This window comes from Sphingobacterium spiritivorum ATCC 33861, from assembly GCF_000143765.1.
Classification (GTDB): Bacteria; Bacteroidota; Bacteroidia; order Sphingobacteriales; family Sphingobacteriaceae; genus Sphingobacterium; species Sphingobacterium spiritivorum.
The window spans coordinates 163,118-181,890 of sequence record NZ_GL379771.1 but is presented as its reverse complement, the minus strand read 5'-3'; the positions used below and the strand labels follow the sequence as shown (position 1 = coordinate 181,890).

Genomic DNA, 18,773 nt, shown 5'->3' with positions numbered 1-18,773 from the left:
TAAATTGATAAATTACGTCATGAAATTGTCAGCGATTGCTTAATAAGTTATACTTTTGTGGCACTATATGGGAGGAGTGTCTTCTTATATAGTCGGATTAAAAATTTTTATATTCATAAATAAATAGTATAAAGTGCTAAATATGAGAAATATCTCATCCGTTTTGGGAAGACTTGCGAAGTCAATATCAGTTAGTTTGGTATTGTTATTTGCCGTTACGACTGTGTCGCATGCGCAGGATGCTAAGGAAGGTGAAGCTATCTTCAAATCTAAATGTACATCTTGTCACGCGATTAACAGAAAATTAGTTGGTCCTGCTTTGAAGGACATTACAAAAACCAAAGATCAGGAATGGTTGATCAAATGGGTTAGAAACTCGCAAGCGTTAATCGCTTCCGGTGATCCGGATGCGATAGCCATTTTTGAAGAGTACAACAAATCGGTGATGACTGCATTCACGGATTTGTCTGACGATCAAATCAAAAGTGTATTAGCCTACATCGATGCTGAAAGTGCAAAAGCTGACAATCCGGAAAAAGGAGGTGATAAAGGAGGTGCTGCTGTAGAGAATACGGGAGCTTCTAACTGGTCTATCCTGGGTATGGTAGGTATTATCCTGCTGGCATTGGTAGTGATTGTATTGCTGAATCGTGTTTCTAAAACCTTAGAGAAGGTAATCGCTAAAAATCAGATTGCTGAAGATGCCAATCTTGGTACAGGTACGGACAGCCGCTACCTGGCATTCGCGAAAAGCTTTGTCAAAAACAAGAAGCTGGTATTCTTCGCTGTGTTGATGATCGTAGCTGTATTATCAGTTGCCGGTTGGAAAACAATGTGGAATATCGGTGTGCATGAAGGGTACAAACCTGTACAGCCAATTAAATTCTCGCACCAACTACACGCTGGTGTGAATAAGATCGAATGTCAGTATTGTCACGGAGGTGCTTTCAAATCGAAGAATGCTTCTATTCCATCTGCGAATGTATGTATGAACTGTCACAATACAGTAACAGCATCTGAGCACTACGATGGTGAGATCTCTCCGGAAATCGCGAAAATCTACAAAGCATTGGATTACAATCCGGATACACGTCAGTATGGCGATAATCCTAGTCCGATCCAGTGGATTCGTATTCACAATCTGCCAGACTTTGCTTACTTCAATCACTCTCAACACGTAGTGGTAGCAGGAGTAGAGTGTCAGACATGTCACGGTCCTATTCAGGATATGGAAGAAGTGTACCAGTACTCACAATTGACAATGAAATGGTGTGTAGACTGTCACAGAAAAACAGAAGTAAATACTGACAACAAATACTATGACCAGTTAATTGAAGCTCACGAGAAATTGAAAAAAGGTGAGAAGATGACTGCAGCGATGATTGGTGGTCTGGAATGTGGTAAATGTCACTATTAATAATTATTATTTAGGAATACGCAATCTTATATATACAGCTTAAATGGATAGCAACAAGAAATATTGGAAAGGTTTGGAAGAATTGCATCAAACACCTGCTTTTGTAAAAAACAGCAAGGGAGAGTTTGCCGAATCAATTCCTGTAGAAGATGTATTGAATGAAGCCGGCTTGAGTACTAAAACTCCTCGCCGTGATTTCTTAAAAGCATTGGGCTTTGGTTTAGGTGCTGTAACTTTAGCAGCCTGTAACCGTACACCAGTGCATAAGGCTGTGCCTTACGTGATCAAACCTGAGGAGGTAACTCCTGGTATACCTAACTTTTATGCTTCGTCTTTCAACGGACAGAGTGTATTAGTAAGGACACGTGAAGGCCGTCCGATCTCATTAGAGGCAAATCCGAATTCAGTAGGTTTGACTCAAGGTACAGACGCTGCAACATCAGCATCGGTGTTGGATCTGTACGACATGTCTAAAGTTCAGAATCCTCAAATCGGAGGTAAAGACGTTGAATGGTCTAAATTGGATAGCACAGTAAAAGCTGCTTTGGATAAAGCTGCTGCTGCTGGTAAGAAAATTACAATTGTTGCTTCCACTATCAACAGTCCTTCAACTTTAGCCGCAATCGCAAAATTAACGGGTAAATATCCTACTGCTAACCTTGTTCAGGTAGATGCAGTATCTTACAATGGTATTACAGAAGCAAATAATCAAAGTTTCGGTAAAGCTGTCATCCCAACCTATCATTTTGATAAAGCACAGGTAGTTGTTTCAGTAGCTGCAGACTTCCTGGGAAGCTGGTTGGCTGGTGAAGAACATACGCAGGACTATATGAAAAACCGTGACTACAAATCATTGAAAAATGGTAAAATGTCACGTCACATCCAGTTTGAATCCGGATTAAGTATGACCGGAACAAATGCCGATGTTCGTATTGCAATCAAACCTTCAGAAGAAGGAGCTGTGCTGATCTCGCTGTATAATGAGATCACAGGTTCAAGTCTTGCGGGTGGTATAACAGTACAAAAAGCACAGACAGCAATTAAATTAGCTTCCAAAGAATTGTTAGCTAATAAAGGTGCTTCTGTAGTCGTTTCAGGATCTAATGACGTAAATGTACAGGTATTGGTCAATGCGATCAATGCGGCTCTGAACGCTTACGGACCTGTTATTGATCTTAATAACTTCAGCAAACAACATCAGGGTTCGGATGCTGCTTTCCAGCAATTCCTAGCAGATGCTAAATCTGGGCAGGTAGGAGTAGCATTCTTCTTAGATACTAACCCTGTCTATAGTTATTTCAAAGCGAGTGATGTAAAAGATGCATTAGCAAAAGTAGAATTCAGTCTTTCTTTCTCAGATCGTGCTGACGAAACGGCTTCTTTATTGAAAGCTATTGCTCCTAAGAGTACATTCCTTGAATCATGGGGTGATGCTTCTGCTACAGAAGGATATTACACTATCGTACAACCGACAATCAATCCGGTATTCAACACCAGACAAGCAGAGCAAAGTTTGCTGATCTGGGCAGGTGATACCACAAATATTTATGACTTCGTAAAACAAACATGGGAATCTGCAATCCTTCCTGGATCAGGTAAAACATGGAAAGATGTTTTACAAACTGGTTTCGTATTCAAAGGAACAGCTTCAGGTAGTGCTGCAACCTTTGCCGGTAATGTAAATACTGCTGTTTCTGCAATCGCTGCAGCAGCAAAAAATATTGCAGGTGATGTAGAACTGAAATTATACGAACCTACTACAGTTCGTGATGGCCGCTACGGAAATAACGCTTACCTGTTAGAGTTACCGGATCCGGTATCTAAAGTAACATGGGATAACTATGCTGCACTTAACCCTGCATATGCAGAAGAGCTGGGCATAGGGGAAAATGGTATTGTTACAGTAGAGGCAAACGGTTACAAAGTAGATCTTCCTGTTCTTCTTCAACCTGGACAGGCGATGAAAACAGTATCTGTTGCTGTAGGTTTCGGACGTGAGAAAGTAGGTAAAGCAGGTAACGGAGTAGGGGTGAACGCTTATCCGTTTGCTAGCCTGATCAACGGAACTGTACAGTTTGTATCCAAAGCAAAAGTGACCAAAGCATCCGGTACGTACGAATTAGCACAGACACAGACACACCACACAATTGAAGGTCGTAACATTATCCGTGAGACTTCATTTGCACAATACCTTAAAAACCCGGCTTCTGAATCAGGTAAATTCTCAGATAATCACAAAACATATGATTTGTGGAACAAATTTGAGCAGCCTGGTCACAAATGGGTAATGGCGATCGACCTGAATGCATGTACAGGTTGTGGTTCATGTATCGTAGCATGTAACGTTGAAAATAATATTCCTGTTGTAGGTCGTGACGAGGTACGCCGTCGTCGTGAGATGCACTGGTTACGTATTGACCGTTATTACACAATTGAAGAAGAAGGTAAAGAATATACAAAAGAGAAAGAAATTGCGCATATCAAAGATTTCGAAAACGTAACAGTAGTACACCAGCCGATGTTATGTCAGCACTGTGCTCACGCACCATGTGAGACTGTATGTCCGGTACTGGCGACTGTTCACTCTTCTGAAGGTCTTAACCATATGGCTTATAACCGTTGTTTCGGTACACGTTACTGTGCGAACAACTGTCCTTATAAAGTACGTCGTTTCAACTGGTTCAACTACTGGAATGATTCCCGTTTCGACAATTACCTGAATAACGAGTTTACACAATTAGTATTGAATCCTGATGTTACTTCTCGTTCACGCGGGGTAATGGAAAAATGTTCAATGTGTATCCAACGTATACAGGCGGGTAAACTGCATGCGAAAATGGAAAACCGTAAAGTTAAAGACGGTGATATTAAAATGGCATGTCAGGCAGCTTGTTCTGCAAATGCCATCATCTTCGGAGACGCAAACGATCCAGAGTCAGAAGTTTCAAAAGCATTACGTAACGAACGTGTTTACTATGTTCTTGAAGAAATCAACGTACAACCAGGTATTGGTTATATGACAAAAGTTAGAAACACTTTTGAGGCTTAATCTTGTTCAATACTTGAAATAAAAAAAACTATGTCATCGCATAACGAATCAATATTAAGAGAACCATTAATGACTGGTCGTGATATCACCTATGCTAAGATCACGGATGATATTCTACTGCCAGTTGAAAATAAACCTAATAAAGCATGGTGGATCGGTTTTACCGTTGCAGCTCTTGGCGCTTTATTATGGGTAGTGAGTGTAAGTTATACCTTCTGGACCGGTATCGGTGCCTGGGGGCTTAACAAAACAGTGGGTTGGGCATGGGATATCACCGACTTCGTATGGTGGGTAGGTATCGGTCACGCAGGTACACTGATTTCAGCAGTATTGTTAATCTTCCGTCAAAACTGGCGTAACTCGATTAACCGTTCTGCAGAGGCGATGACAATCTTCGCCGTTATCTGTGCCGCTACTTATGTCGTAGCTCACATGGGACGTCCATGGTTAGCATACTGGATCTTCCCGTTACCAAATCAATTCGGATCACTTTGGGTTAACTTTAACTCTCCACTGGTATGGGATGCATTCGCGATCTCAACATATTTCACAGTTTCCTTAGTATTCTGGTACTGTGGTCTGTTACCGGATATCGCTACTGTACGTGACCGTGCTACAGGAATGAAGCAAAAGGTCTATAAAGTATTATCTTTCGGATGGAACGGTTCAGTAAAAACCTGGCAGAGATTTGAGATCATTTCTTTGATCCTTGCAGGTATCTCTACTCCACTTGTACTTTCGGTACACACCATTGTATCCATGGACTTTGCAACTTCGGTTATTCCGGGATGGCATACAACGATCTTCCCTCCATATTTCGTGGCAGGTGCGATCTTCTCAGGTTTTGCGATGGTACAGACATTATTGCTGATCCTTCGTAAAGTCATGAACTTCGAAGATTATATCACGATGTTCCACATCGAGGCGATGAACAAGATTATCATGATCACAGGTTCTATCGTTGGTATCGCTTACCTGACCGAGTTATTTATTGCATGGTATTCGGGTTCAGAATTTGAGATGTATGCATTTGAAAACCGTATCGCAGGTCCTTATGCCTGGGCGTACTGGTCGATGATGACGTGTAACGTGATCTCTCCTCAGTTGTTCTGGTTCAAAAAGATCCGTACCAGTATTCCTATTTCATGGGTACTTTCAATTGTCGTGAACATCGGTATGTGGTTTGAGCGTTTCGTAATTATCGTGACTTCCTTACACCGTGATTACCTTCCTTCTTCCTGGGCAATGTTCTACCCGACATGGACAGACGTAGGTATTTTCGTAGGATCGATCGGTCTATTCTTCACACTGTTCTTATTATTCTTACGTTTCTTACCGGGTATTGCGATAGCAGAGGTGAAATTATTACTGAAAAGCTCCAGTTTACAACATAAAACCAAATTGGTTAAAGAAGGTGCATTCCCTGAGGAGCAGGTTGCTTTCTTCAGAGAGTCATTGGAGAAATACGATTCAGTTACTGAACAGGATATTAAAGAGTTACAAAAATAATAGCAATGAGCAATACAAAATATATACTAGGTAGTTTTGCTGACCCGGACGATATGATGCACGGGATAGACAAATTGCAGAAAAATAATATCAGCATTTACGATTGCTTTACCCCTATGCCTATTCACGGTATAGAAGCTAAGTTGGGTGTACGTCCATCACGTCTTCCAATCGCAGCATTTTGTTTCGGAATTACAGGTACCATTCTTGGTTTTAGCTTATTGTATTACACAATGGCTTACGATTGGCCTATGAATATTGGTGGAAAGCCTTCTATGCCTCTTCCTAACTTTGTTCCTGTAACATTTGAGGTTACTATTTTATTATGTGCTCTTGGTATGGTAGCTACGTTTTTCTACCGCAACCACTTGTTTCCGGGACGTGCTCCGCGTGTCATGGATCTGAGAGCAACAGATGATCGTTTTATAATTGCTATTGATGCTCATGAAAATGCTGACCATGCATTGATCGATTCATTATTGAAAGAAGCAGGAGCAGTAGAAGTTAAATACAATGAAAGAAAATATGTTAGCTATGAATAAGAAGAATTTTCTTGGAACTGTATGTGCAGCCTTAGCTTTTGCAGCAGTTGCTTCTGCTTGTGGAGATGGCACCACACGTAGTACAGGTTGGGAATTTTCTCGTAATATGTATGATCCGATCGGTTATAATCCGGATCAACCGAATGAGAATTTTAAAAATAAACAAACTGCTCAGACTCCTCCGGCTCACACCAATCCTGTTGGATTCGTGAGATTCGAATACGCTAATACGTTAGAAGATTACGAACGTGCAGGTAGAGAAGTCACCAATCCATTGGCTGTTACCAAAGCTAATCTGGCAGATGGACAAGCGTTGTTCAATACATACTGTGCTGTATGTCACGGACCGGAAGGTAAAGGAGACGGATCTATCACCAAAGACAGAGAGATCACGGACTCACGTGGAACACGTAAATTGGAAAACTTTCCAAATCCGCCATCTTATCATAAAACAGATGCAGCGAGTTCCTCACGCGGTGGTTTGATGAGCGATCTGACAGATGGAAAAATTTATCATACCATCTATTATGGACACAACTCTATGGGCTCACATGCTTCCCAACTTTCGCCAGATGAGCGTTGGAAGGTAGTAATGTATGTTCATGAATTACAGAAAAAATAATCTAACATCGATATATTAAATGGGAACTCACAGTCATCATCACGATTATAATTTTAGCGAACGATTTGCTTTCGGCGGGAAAGCAAAGGTGTTTAGCATTATCGCTATCGTTATTGGATTAGTGGCAATCGCCTATGGTTTGTTTGCTGGTGATTCACATACGACAGAACGCACGTATGCCAACCTATTATTGATGGGTTATTATTTTACCTGTGTATGCGCTGCAGGAGCTTTTTTCGTAGCTCTTCAGAGTGTTACACAATCCGCCTGGTCTGCAGGTCTTATCCGTATTCCTCAGGCTATGGGAAGTGTTTTGCCAATAGCAGCTCTTGTATTGTTTATTATCATTGCTGCAGGTCTGAACTCACACTCTTTGTATCACCACTGGGCCGGACACGGATTGACTGATCCGAACAGTCCTAACTACGATGCACTGATTGCCGGTAAATCTACATTCTTAAATGTACCGTTATTTTTGGTACGCCAGATCCTTTTTATGGGATCATATAGTATCTTTGCCTTTATTTTGACAAAATTATCATATAAAGAAGATTTAGAAGGTAGTTTGAATTCTTACAAAAAAACATTCAAATTGTCTGCGATCTTTCTGGTAGTATTCGGGTTCACAACTCCTATCTGGGCGTTTGACACGATCATGTCTTTAGAAGCACACTGGTTTTCAACTATGTTCGGTTGGTACAATTTCGCAGCAATGTGGGTGAGCGGACTGGCTACAATTGCTATTATTCTGATTCTGGTAAAGAAAGCAGGATACCTGGCATGGGTTAATGAAAATCATTTACACGATTTGGGTAAACTGATCTTCGGATTTTCTATCTTCTGGACTTATGTATGGTTTGCACAGTTCATGCTGATCTGGTATTCCAACATTCCTGAGGAAACCGTTTATTTCTACAAAAGATGGGAACCAGAGTACAAACCTTGGTTTTGGCTTAATATATTGATTAACTTTGTATCTCCGGTTTTATTATTAATGGATCGTGATGCTAAGCGTAAGCAAAATATGATGTTGTTCGTATGTATTGTACTTCTTTTGGGTCATTGGTTAGATTATTATATCATGATCATGCCTGGAACAGTCGACAATCATCCTGGTTTCGGTTTTATCGAAGTGGGAACAGCAATCGGTTTTGTTGGCTTATTTACTTTCTTGGTAATGTCTAAGTTGAGCAAGCATGCCTTGGTGCCGAAACACCATCCATTCTTAGAAGAGAGTTTAAATCATCAGATATAGGTTTCTAATCAACACGATATTACGTTATAACGTTATAATAAGAAATGAAATTCAAATTACATAACAGATTCAGATCCATAATGGGTTGTGTGCTTGCACTAGGATTGTCCCTGTCGACTCCTACCTTTGCAAGTCAAGATACAACTGCTGCTGATTCGGCAGCAAAGACCACTGCGGTAGCTGCTCCTGCGGATTCAGCTAAAGTAGACTCTGCTTCTTCTGTAGCAGCAGATTCAACTGCAGCGGGTGCTGCTGTATCTTCTTCTTCTACGTCTTCCAGTAAGCCGGCAGTAGAAGAGGTCAAAAAAATTGATCCTCAGGTTTACAAAAACCTGACGTATTACATCTTACTTTTCTTCGCTATATGTACTGTAGTAGCAGTAGTTGGAAAAGTGCTATCTCTATACGAGTTAGTGAAAAAGATGAATGGTAAATACAATCCATTAGCCGGTAATAATTTACAATCTATTCTATTCCTAATATTTCTGGTATTCTTCCTTTGGGGAGTGTATTACGGATATAGCGTATGGGGAAGCTGGGCATGGCGAGATGCTGTGACGGAGCACGGTAAGCTGATTGATAATATGTTTATCATCACTACAGTGATCATTACGATTGTACTGGTACTTACGCACCTTTTATTATTAACATTTCCGTTTATCTACAGAATGCGTGTTAAGCGTCAGGCTTACTACTATCCGCATAACAATACTATTGAGAAAATCTGGACAATCGTTCCAGCTGTGGTATTAACTGTATTGGTATTATTTGGTTTCTTTACCTGGAGAACCATTACTAATGTTCCTGAAGATCTTCAAAAATCTGCACTGCAGGTAGAAGTATTAGGCGAGCAGTTCTTATGGTCTGTACGTTATCCGGGAGCTGACGGCCAGATCGGTAAACGTAATTATAAAATGACGACACCGACAAATCCATACGGTATCGACTTCAATGACAAAAATTCATGGGATGATATTCAGGGAAGTGACATCGTTCTTCCGGTAAATAAATCTGTACGTTTCCATATCATTTCCAAAGATATTATTCACTCGTTCTTTATTCCTGATTTCCGTGTTCAGATCAATGCTGTACCGGGAATGACGAACTATTTCCAGTTCACTCCAACAGTGACTACTGCTGAAATGCGCGAACGTATGAATGACCCTAAGTATGACTATGTGATGCTTTGTAACAAGATCTGTGGTTCCGGTCACTACAATATGCAGAAGAAAGTGATAGTTGTGACAGAGAAAGAGTATAAAGAGTGGTTGAGTACCCAGAATAAATACTTTAATGAAGATCTGCAGAAAGAATTTGCTGCAAAAGATTCAAAAGAAAGTAAAGAAGAAGTTATCAAAACAGCTTCATTGAAATAATTTGTATTAAGAATTTTTAAAAAATAATATGTCAAGTACAGTTATATCGCATAGCGCAGACCATCACGATTCGCACGGACATCATCAAGAGTCGTTCCTGTCTAAATATGTATTTAGCATGGATCACAAGATGATTGCCAAGCAATTCTTGATCACTGGTATTATTATGGCAGTTTTTGCCATGGTATTATCGATATTGTTCCGTATCCAGCTCGCTTGGCCGGATAAAGAGTTTCCAATCTTAGAAGTTTTCTTAGGTAAATGGGCTGAAGGAGGTCGTATACGTCCTGAGTTTTTCCTATCCTTAGTAACCATCCACGGTACGATGATGGTATTCTTCGTATTGACAGCAGGTCTTTCCGGTACATTCAGTAACTTACTGATTCCTTATCAGATTGGTGCCCGTGATATGGCATCTCCGTTTATGAATATGCTTTCATACTGGTTCTTCTTCGTAGCTTGTGTGATCATGGTTGCTTCTTTCTTTATCGAAAGCGGACCTGCATCTTCAGGATGGACCGTATACCCGCCATTGTCTGCAGTTCCTAAAGCGATCTCTGGATCGGGCTTAGGTATGACATTATGGTTAGTAAGTATGACATTGTTTATAGCTTCTCAGGTAATGGGTGGTGTAAATTATATCAGTACAGTATTGAACATGCGTACAAAAGGTATGGATCTCTGGAAAATGCCTTTGACAGTATGGTCTTTCTTCTTAACAGCTATCGTAGGTCTCTTATCTTTCCCGGTATTGGTATCCGCAGTAGTGTTACTTATTTTTGACCGTAGTGCAGGTACATCATTCTACCTTTCAGATTTAGTTGTTCAGGGAGAAGTATTACCTAATGAAGGTGGTTCTCCGATCTTGTTCCAGCACTTGTTCTGGTTCTTAGGTCACCCTGAGGTATATATCGTTGTTATGCCTGCATTAGGTCTGACTTCTGAAGTAATTTCTACGAACTCACGCAAGCCGATCTTTGGTTACCATGCGATGGTTTACTCCTTGGTAGGTATTACTGTATTATCATTTATCGTATGGGGTCACCACATGTTTGTGACAGGTATGAATCCGTTCTTAGGAGGAGTATTTATGATCACAACTTTGATTATTGCGGTTCCTTCAGCGGTAAAAGCCTTCAACTACCTGGCTACATTATGGAGAGGTAACATCCGTTTCACTCCAGCTATGATGTTTGCGATCGGAATGGTTTCATTCTTTATCTCTGGTGGTTTGACAGGATTATTCTTAGGTAACGCTGCTTTAGATATCAACTTACACGATACCTATTTCGTAGTTGCTCACTTCCACTTAGTAATGGGATCTGCTTCTATCTTTGGTATGTTGTGTGGTGTGTACCACTGGTATCCTAAGATGTTCGGAAAGATGATGAATCCTAAATTGGGTTATCTACACTTCTGGTTGACATTCATTGGCGCTTACCTGGTTTTCTTCCCGATGCACTTTATGGGTATTGATGGTGTTCCTCGTCGTTACTATGCTTTTACAGAATTCCCTTTCATGGAGAAATGGGTTTCTGTTAACTTGTTAATCACATGGGCTGCTATCATTGCCGGTCTTGGACAGATTGCGTTCTTATGGAACTTCTTCTCTTCAATCGTTTTTGGTAAGAAGGCTCCTCAGAATCCATGGAATTCAAATACATTGGAATGGACTACTCCTGTTGAGCATATTCACGGTAACTGGCCTGGAGAGATTCCTACAGTACACCGTTGGCCATATGATTACAGTAAACCTGGTCATGATCAGGATTTCATTCCTCAGAATGTTCCTTTCTCTGAAACAATGAGCTCTAACCTGCCTCACGATTTTGAAGGTAATGAAGAAGCTGTTCGTATTCAGGAACAATGGAATAAAGAGAATAACAGAGAGATTGTAGAAGGTTAAGCGCATAAGCTTAACCCTCTATACCCTCTTAAATATATAGAGGTTAAAAGATAGATATGTATCCAGCTGCTGAAAAGCGTTTTATTAGAACAAATGCGATTACCATCATAGTATTGTTTTTGGTAATCACAGCTGGAGGAATTGTAAGAAGTACCGGATCTGGAATGGGATGTCCGGATTGGCCTAAGTGCTTTAATCAGATTATTCCACCCACTGATGTTTCACAGTTACCGGCAGGTTACGAGCAGCATTATGTGGAAGGCAGAGCCAGGAAGAACCAACGGTTTGCAAAAATGGTTGAATTCTTTGGATTTCCGGATAAAGCAGAACAAATCCGTACAGATAAAAGTATTCTTGTTCACGAGGAATTTAATGTTGCCAAGACATGGACAGAATATGTGAATCGTCTCGTAGGAGTTGTTTCCGGTTTCTTCCTGTTATTTTCTGCAATCTTCTCTTTTACCTATATCAAGTCAAAAAAATCCATAGTCTTTTGGAGCGTTCTTAATCTTTTTGTAGTGGTACTGCAGGCGTGGCTGGGATCAATTGTGGTATCCACAAATCTGATGCCCTGGGTGATTACAGTTCATATGCTTTTAGCTCTTTTGATTGTCGGAATAAGTATTTATACCTATTACAAAGCGACAACACTGCGAAATAAAAATATATTGATCAATCATCAGTTTAAAGGATTTAAGCTATTAGCTGCTTTTTCACTGATCATCATGCTGGTACAGGTTGTATTCGGAACAGAAGTAAGGGAGCGTATAGATCACTTAGGAGATACCGGCGTTCCACGCAATGAATGGATCAGTTCGATAGGATCGCACTTTGATATTCATAGAATACTCGGATATGTTACCTTTGGTTTGGTACTGGTGTTGTTTTTTCTGGTCAAATCAAGATTTAGTAAACTATCCAGACAAGCTAAGTACGCATGGATTATGTTTATTCTGGTCCTTATACAGATGGGGTCGGGGATCGTATTGGCACGCTTTGATGTGCCTGCTTTTGCACAGACCACGCATCTGGTAATTGCCAGTTTGCTTTTCGGAGCGCAATATTATTTGATGTTGTTGCTTTCAAAATTTAAAAGATAGTAGAAGACGTAATGTTAATATTAGATATAAGATCGTGTAGTGGAGTTCACTTCCATACTTCTAATAAGAAAGGGAGGAATGTTAGATGAAACAGTTTATTTCTGATTTTAACAAACTTGTCAAATTAAGATTAACGTTAACTGTTGTATTTTCAGCCTCTATCTCATTTTTGATCGGAGCTACGCAACAGGGTGAAATAATTTGGTTTAACTGGTTACTGTTAACCATTGGAGGTTTTTTTGTAACAGGTGCAGCTAATGGCTTTAATGAGATCATCGAAAAGGATCTGGATAAGCTCATGACACGTACAGAGGATCGTCCGCTTCCTGCAGGTCGTATGACTACAGGTCAGGCGTTGGTCTTAAGTCTTTTCATGGGAATCTTCGGAACTCTGATCTTAGTCAAATTGAATTTTATAGCAGGTTTACTTTCTGTTTTTTCAATTTTTCTATATGCCTTTGTCTATACACCTCTGAAGCAAAAATCTCCTATTGCTGTTTTTGTAGGCGCATTTCCGGGAGCATTACCTCCGCTTATCGGTTACTATGCAGCTTTCAAATCGGCTGGATTTGGTCTGGAATATGCAGCAATCAGTGAAGCTGCAGTCGTGATTACTCCGCTGGTATTGTTTGTTATCCAGTTCGTTTGGCAGTTTCCGCATTTCTGGGCTATTGCCTGGGTAGCGGATGATGACTACAAAAAAGCAGGATTCAGACTTTTGCCAACCAAGGAACGTGACCGTGTGTCAGCCTGGATGTTGTTTATATCTGCAGTACTGATGATTCCGGTAGGTTTCCTACCGATGTATTTCGGTTTTGGCGGATGGATATTTACGATTGTTTCCTTATTGGGCGGATTGATGTTTGCCTGGTATGGTTATAAGCATTTGGCAGAGCAGAGCATTGGTTCTGCAAAGAGAGTGATGTTTACATCATTTATTTATTTACCGGTTACACAGCTGGTATTATTGTTAAATTTTATTCCATTTAAATAATGGTAGTAGATATGGTTAATACAGAATTACAGGAAGAGGAATTACAACAATCCCGAAAGGCCAAGAAATTTAATCTCTGGCTTGGAATGATTGGTATGTTTATGATGTTTGCTGCGCTGTCCAGTGGTTTCATTGTGTATACAGCCAGTGGCGTAGATAAAGGTATCAAAACTACGCTTCCTAATGCTTTTATCTACAGTACAGTGCTTATATTACTGAGTAGTGTTACATTACACCTCTCTTATAAGGCTGTCAAAGAAAAGCAATTTGCTAAACAGAAAGGATTACTCCTTGCAACAGTGGTGCTCGGAATTCTTTTCTTCGTGTGTCAGGTACATGCATGGCAGGTCCTTATTGAACGGGGAATCTATTTCCTTAATATCAATGCCTCCCAGTCATTTATTTATGTATTTACGGGCATGCACTTAGCGCATATTATTGCGGGACTGATCGTGTTGATTAGATGTTATACCGGAGCGGCTAAGCCGATCCCTTATGACAATAATCTTTTCCGCATGGAACTTGCCACTATTTTCTGGCATTTTCTCGATCTTTTATGGATTTATATATATGTTTTCTTACTTTTGAATCAATAATACTAAACAATGAGTACAACTGTATCGCAATTGGATAAGGTAAAGGACGGCCCTTGGAGTGGCGGTAAGTCCCCTTGGAACTTAGAGTATGGAAAGATCATGATGTGGTTTTTCCTTGTGTCAGACGCATTTACATTTTCAGCTTTCCTGATCTATTATGGAGCTCAACGTTTTGCGCATTTCACATGGCCGGATCCTGATAAGGTATTCCAGTCTATCCCGCTTATTGCGGATCACGGACAACCGTTGGTGTTCGTAGGTATCATGACTTTTATTCTGATCATGAGTTCCGTTACGATGGTGTTAGCAGTAGATGCAGGTCATCGCAATAAGAAAGACGAAGTTGTAAAATGGATGCTTTGGACTATATTAGGTGGTTTGGCTTTCTTGGGGTGTCAGGCTACAGAGTGGACGCACTTACATCACCTTGGCTTCTGGTTCGGACAAAATCCGGCTACAGGTCTGGAAGGTAATGCTGTCCCTGAAGCTCTTGCTCCATATTTCTCGAAAGACATTTCATATGTGTCTGCATTGCAGTTCTCTAACTTATTCTTTACCATTACAGGTTTCCACGGATTCCACGTATCGATAGGTGTCATTTTGAATATCATTATTCTGTGTATGACATTGAACAATACGTTTCAGAACAGAGGTTCATACTTGATGGTTGAGAAAGTAGGTCTTTACTGGCACTTTGTCGACTTAGTATGGGTATTCGTATTTACATTCTTCTACTTAGTCTAATTACTTTTAACACGAATCGATTATGTCAAATCATCACGATAATACAGCAGCACACGAAGGTCATGGCCATGATCATGAGGGTATGGATAAAAAAGGAATCTGGAGAATATTCTTTGTCCTTTTAGCACTTACCTGTTTAGAGTTTTTGATCGCTTTGGGATTTGTTCACCACTGGCAGATTCTTGCTAAGGGTGCATTGGTTAATACAATCTATATCGTATTGACATTGGTAAAAGCATACTACATTGTGGCTTACTTTATGCACTTGAAATTTGAAAAATCAAGTTTCATCGTATGTTGCGGTGTTGTATTTATATTCATCGTCTACTTCATTATATTAATGCTGACAGAAGGCGGATACTTATTACACCATTTCCACGAGTACCCATTGTGGCCAAATAAATAATATTCATGCAAAATACTTCTCGTAAGAAGGGTATTTCAACTTTAATAATCCTGGCCATGGTCTTACTTGTGCCAGGATTTTTGTATATATTGGTTAACCGAATGGGGGCATCCAATGAATACGTTAAGCTTCCGATCTACGGTGAAAAGCAGCTTGCCGGAACAGTAAGCCGCAAGATGGGAAGAGAAATAAAAGATACCCTATATCATCAGGTTCCGGTCATCCAGTTCACCGATATGGATGGAAAGCACATCAGTTTTATTGATAACGATACTACCGTATCGGTAGTCCATCTTTTTTATACAAAAGACAAATCTTTTTCCAGAACGATGATCAACAGGCTAAATAAGGTGGCTACCAATCTGAAGCGAAATCATAAGGTCAGATTTTATTCTATTTCAGCAGATCCAGCAAGTGATACTCCTGAAGTATTGCAGGCATATACAAAAGGATATCGTCCAGATGAAAAAAGATGGTTTTTTCTGACCAATCCTTCGGTTGACATTCTGCAGTTTGCAAGAGAGCAACTTCTGTTAGATGCTATGAAAGACCCGCAGGATTCTTCCAAAATTATTATAGGTAGTTCTTATCTCTTACTGGATTCTCATCGCAGGATCAGAGGCTTCTATGACCTGAATCTTAATACCGAATTGGAACGTCTGGAAGATGAAGTCAAACTGCAATTAGTAGAGGAATACCGCAATACACCGATGAAGGTTCAAAAGAAAGATTAATATGGGACAGCAAACATTAGAAGAAAAGAAATATAATAAATGGATTGTGATCTTATCGGTCACTATTCCTGTAGTAGTAGCGATATTATTTGGTGTTAATCTGAGAAAGTTAGGCTATGATGTACAGCCTTTATCTTTTCTTCCTCCGATCTACGCTGCAATAAATGGTCTGACAGCTATATTACTGGTATGGGCAGTAGCTGCGATCAAAAGAGGAAATAAGGCATTACATGAGCGGTTGATCAAGGTGTGTATTGCCTGTTCAGTAGCCTTTCTGGCAATGTATGTAGCGTATCACATGACTTCGGACTCTACTCCGTATGGGGGAGAAGGAGCGATGCGCTATATCTATTTTGTCATCCTGATCTCACATATACTCCTGTCTATTATCATTATTCCCTTTGTACTTGTTACCTTTGTAAGAGGGATTGCAGGAGCATACGAGAGACATAAGAAACTGGCACGTATCACATACCCGATGTGGTTATATGTAGCTGTGACAGGTGTAATTGTATACTTAATGATATCTCCTTATTATACACATTAGCATTAAGTCTGTGCGAGCAGGCCGTTTTTAGAATTTTAAGAGACAGGCACTATGAGAGTATGGGTATATCAGGCAAGTCGTAAGCTGACAGCCGGTGAACAAGCATTTGCAGCAGATAAACTGGCTGCTTTTATTTCCGTATGGAATACACATGGTAAATCGTTGGCAGCAGATGTAGAGATACGTCATGGTCTGTTTATCATTCTGAAAGTAGATGAATCACGAGTTGCTGCTTCAGGATGTTCAATAGACAGTTCTGTACATTTCCTCAAAGGCTTACAACAAGAGCTCGGGGTGGATCTTTTCGACCGCTTTCAGTTAGCTTACCGCACAACGGAAGATATAGCTGTAGTTGGCCGCCAGGAATTTGAACAGCTGGTCGCATCAGGGCAGATTAATTCATCTACTATTGTATTTAATAATTTGATTAGTAATGAAGATGAATTACTGAATAAGTGGGAAGTGCCGTTTAAGGATAGCTGGCATGCACGTGTATTCAGCTAAGAACACCCAAACATTATAAAACAAAATGGCTGTTGATTATCAACAGCCATTTTGTTTTTATTTTTTATCTACGCTATACGCTCCCGGGCCTACAAAAAGTAGTCCGATGAATACGAACAGCAGTTCAAATGCATGAGAAGCGGTACCCCATCCGTCTCCGGCACTCAGGTGATGTACTCCGGCCACAACCATGGTAAAGGCTAAGAGTAAACAAACAGGTCTGTACCATAGTCCGATCAAAAAGAATAGCCCGCCTACAGCTTCTGTCACAGCAGCCATGAATCCCCAGAAGGCAGGAAAGAATTTGATACCCATATTGCCCATTGCCTGCCCTACGCCATTCCACATATCAGGCCCGCCCATTAGCTTCGGAAGTCCGTGTGAAATCATAAATGCTCCGACGCCTATACGCAGTATTAATAACCCCAGATCTTTTTGTTTTGATAATGATGATAATATCGCCATGTGTTAATCTATATATGTTAGTTTAGTTTCTGTTTTTTTCGTCTCCAGCACTACTTTCCTGCCAAACACCAAGGCATGGTTATCGTCAATATGTCCCGCAGGATAACTGAACGCTACAGGATAATCAAATTCTCGAACCTTATCCATCACGATCTCTTCCACAGTCTGTCCAAACGGAGGTTCGCTATCCTTCAATGAGGTAAATCCGCCTATGATCAATCCGGCCAGTTTATCCAGTTTTCCGGCTCTCTTTAATGCCCACAACATACGGTCTATACTGTAGTACGCTTCTCCTACATCTTCAATAAATAAAATCTTGTCATCATAGTCTACATCAGATACAGAGCCTAATACACTGATCAGGATAGCCAGATTTCCACCTGTTAGTATTCCTTCTCCTTTTCCGGGACGGTTGGGGAATGTTTGCTGTTTATATTTGAAGTCTGTATTCTGACCGAATAAAGCTGCCCGAAGTGTTTCCAGGGATGCTGATGTGCCATCAACAAATGACTTTGGCATCTGACCGTGGATAGTTGGTATTCCGAATGACTGTTGTATATGGCTGTGTAAAACGGTAATATCACTGAAACCGATTACCCATTTCGGATGTTTAGCAAATGCCGTAAAATCGATCTTGTCAATAATACGCACCGTTCCGTAACCGCCACGTGCAGCGAATACCGCTTTGATCTCCGGATCATTCAGGGCTTCCTGCAGATCAGCAGCTCTCAGGTCATCATCTCCGGCAAACTGATGGTATGAACTGGACACGGACTTCCCCGATTGTACTTCCAGTCCCCAGCCTTGCAGGATCGCAACGGCTTCGTCTATATTCCCCCGGATAAAACTTGCCGGAGCCACAATTGCGACTTTATCACCGGCATTAAGAAATTCAGGCATTTTCACGTATATCTATATTTTAATAGCGCAAATTGAGTTATCTTTGTCAAAGAAACAAGATTTTTCCTGTTTTTTATATTTGATTACAGCTAATTTATAATATAACA

At 40.5% G+C, this 18,773-nt stretch carries 18 protein-coding genes; 16 read left to right on the top strand and 2 right to left on the bottom strand.

Translation table 11 applies throughout. The features are described from left to right. Positions 1-142 precede the first annotated feature (142 nt). From HMPREF0766_RS10980 to HMPREF0766_RS10905, 16 genes are all read left to right on the top strand, one after another. Positions 143-1,417: a cytochrome c3 family protein gene (locus HMPREF0766_RS10980; protein WP_002997025.1), complete on the top strand. Its 1,275-nt coding sequence runs from the start codon at positions 143-145 to the stop codon at positions 1,415-1,417. A gap of 43 nt (positions 1,418-1,460) precedes the next feature. Beyond that, positions 1,461-4,466, top strand: coding sequence for a TAT-variant-translocated molybdopterin oxidoreductase (locus tag HMPREF0766_RS10975; protein ID WP_002997022.1), 3,006 nt, complete (start codon positions 1,461-1,463; stop codon positions 4,464-4,466). 30 nt (positions 4,467-4,496) lie between these two features. Beyond that, complete coding sequence (nrfD, locus tag HMPREF0766_RS10970; protein WP_037460200.1) at positions 4,497-5,975, top strand: NrfD/PsrC family molybdoenzyme membrane anchor subunit; 1,479 nt, start codon at positions 4,497-4,499, stop codon at positions 5,973-5,975. Positions 5,976-5,980: 5 nt separating this feature from the next. Then, a complete protein-coding gene (locus HMPREF0766_RS10965) occupies positions 5,981-6,517 on the top strand; it encodes a DUF3341 domain-containing protein (RefSeq protein WP_002997017.1) in 537 nt (178 codons plus the stop codon). Continuing rightward, complete coding sequence (locus tag HMPREF0766_RS10960; protein WP_002997014.1) at positions 6,489-7,139, top strand: c-type cytochrome; 651 nt, start codon at positions 6,489-6,491, stop codon at positions 7,137-7,139. The genes HMPREF0766_RS10965 and HMPREF0766_RS10960 overlap by 29 nt, the downstream gene beginning before the upstream one ends. A gap of 19 nt (positions 7,140-7,158) precedes the next feature. Further along, on the top strand, positions 7,159-8,394 hold the full coding sequence (locus HMPREF0766_RS10955; RefSeq protein WP_002997011.1) for a hypothetical protein: 1,236 nt from the start codon (positions 7,159-7,161) through the stop codon (positions 8,392-8,394). Positions 8,395-8,438: 44 nt separating this feature from the next. Further along, positions 8,439-9,770 (top strand): cytochrome c oxidase subunit II, encoded by a 1,332-nt coding sequence (locus HMPREF0766_RS10950; RefSeq protein ID WP_232279732.1) that lies wholly within the window; start codon positions 8,439-8,441, stop codon positions 9,768-9,770. A 118-nt stretch (positions 9,771-9,888) separates the two neighbouring features. After that, on the top strand, positions 9,889-11,676 hold the full coding sequence (locus tag HMPREF0766_RS10945) for a cytochrome c oxidase subunit I (RefSeq protein ID WP_002997007.1): 1,788 nt from the start codon (positions 9,889-9,891) through the stop codon (positions 11,674-11,676). A 56-nt stretch (positions 11,677-11,732) separates the two neighbouring features. Beyond that, positions 11,733-12,776 carry a COX15/CtaA family protein gene (locus HMPREF0766_RS10940; RefSeq protein ID WP_002997004.1) on the top strand — a complete coding sequence of 348 codons (1,044 nt, stop codon included), beginning with the start codon at positions 11,733-11,735 and terminating at the stop codon, positions 12,774-12,776. 85 nt (positions 12,777-12,861) lie between these two features. After that, complete coding sequence (gene cyoE / locus HMPREF0766_RS10935; RefSeq protein ID WP_002997001.1) at positions 12,862-13,770, top strand: heme o synthase; 909 nt, start codon at positions 12,862-12,864, stop codon at positions 13,768-13,770. Positions 13,771-13,781: 11 nt separating this feature from the next. Beyond that, positions 13,782-14,366 carry a cytochrome c oxidase subunit 3 gene (locus tag HMPREF0766_RS10930; protein ID WP_236590410.1) on the top strand — a complete coding sequence of 195 codons (585 nt, stop codon included), beginning with the start codon at positions 13,782-13,784 and terminating at the stop codon, positions 14,364-14,366. Between the two features lie 9 nt (positions 14,367-14,375). Continuing rightward, a complete protein-coding gene (locus tag HMPREF0766_RS10925) occupies positions 14,376-15,110 on the top strand; it encodes a cytochrome c oxidase subunit 3 (protein ID WP_002996995.1) in 735 nt (244 codons plus the stop codon). Positions 15,111-15,132: 22 nt separating this feature from the next. Further along, a complete protein-coding gene (locus HMPREF0766_RS10920) occupies positions 15,133-15,516 on the top strand; it encodes a cytochrome C oxidase subunit IV family protein (RefSeq protein ID WP_002996992.1) in 384 nt (127 codons plus the stop codon). Between the two features lie 5 nt (positions 15,517-15,521). Continuing rightward, positions 15,522-16,250: an SCO family protein gene (locus HMPREF0766_RS10915; protein WP_002996987.1), complete on the top strand. Its 729-nt coding sequence runs from the start codon at positions 15,522-15,524 to the stop codon at positions 16,248-16,250. A gap of 1 nt (position 16,251) precedes the next feature. Continuing rightward, positions 16,252-16,797, top strand: coding sequence for a DUF420 domain-containing protein (locus HMPREF0766_RS10910; RefSeq protein ID WP_002996984.1), 546 nt, complete (start codon positions 16,252-16,254; stop codon positions 16,795-16,797). Positions 16,798-16,848: 51 nt separating this feature from the next. Beyond that, on the top strand, positions 16,849-17,301 hold the full coding sequence (locus HMPREF0766_RS10905) for a hypothetical protein (protein WP_002996982.1): 453 nt from the start codon (positions 16,849-16,851) through the stop codon (positions 17,299-17,301). Between the two features lie 57 nt (positions 17,302-17,358). On the opposite strand, the gene HMPREF0766_RS10900 is transcribed toward HMPREF0766_RS10905, so the two are convergent. Together HMPREF0766_RS10900 and HMPREF0766_RS10895 are read right to left on the bottom strand one after the other, a co-directional pair. Continuing rightward, positions 17,359-17,766: a DoxX family protein gene (locus tag HMPREF0766_RS10900; RefSeq protein ID WP_002996979.1), complete on the bottom strand. Its 408-nt coding sequence runs from the start codon at positions 17,764-17,766 to the stop codon at positions 17,359-17,361. A 3-nt stretch (positions 17,767-17,769) separates the two neighbouring features. Then, entirely contained in the window at positions 17,770-18,666 is an 897-nt protein-coding gene (locus HMPREF0766_RS10895; RefSeq protein WP_037460196.1) for a S66 peptidase family protein, read from the bottom strand. Positions 18,667-18,773 lie beyond the last annotated feature (107 nt).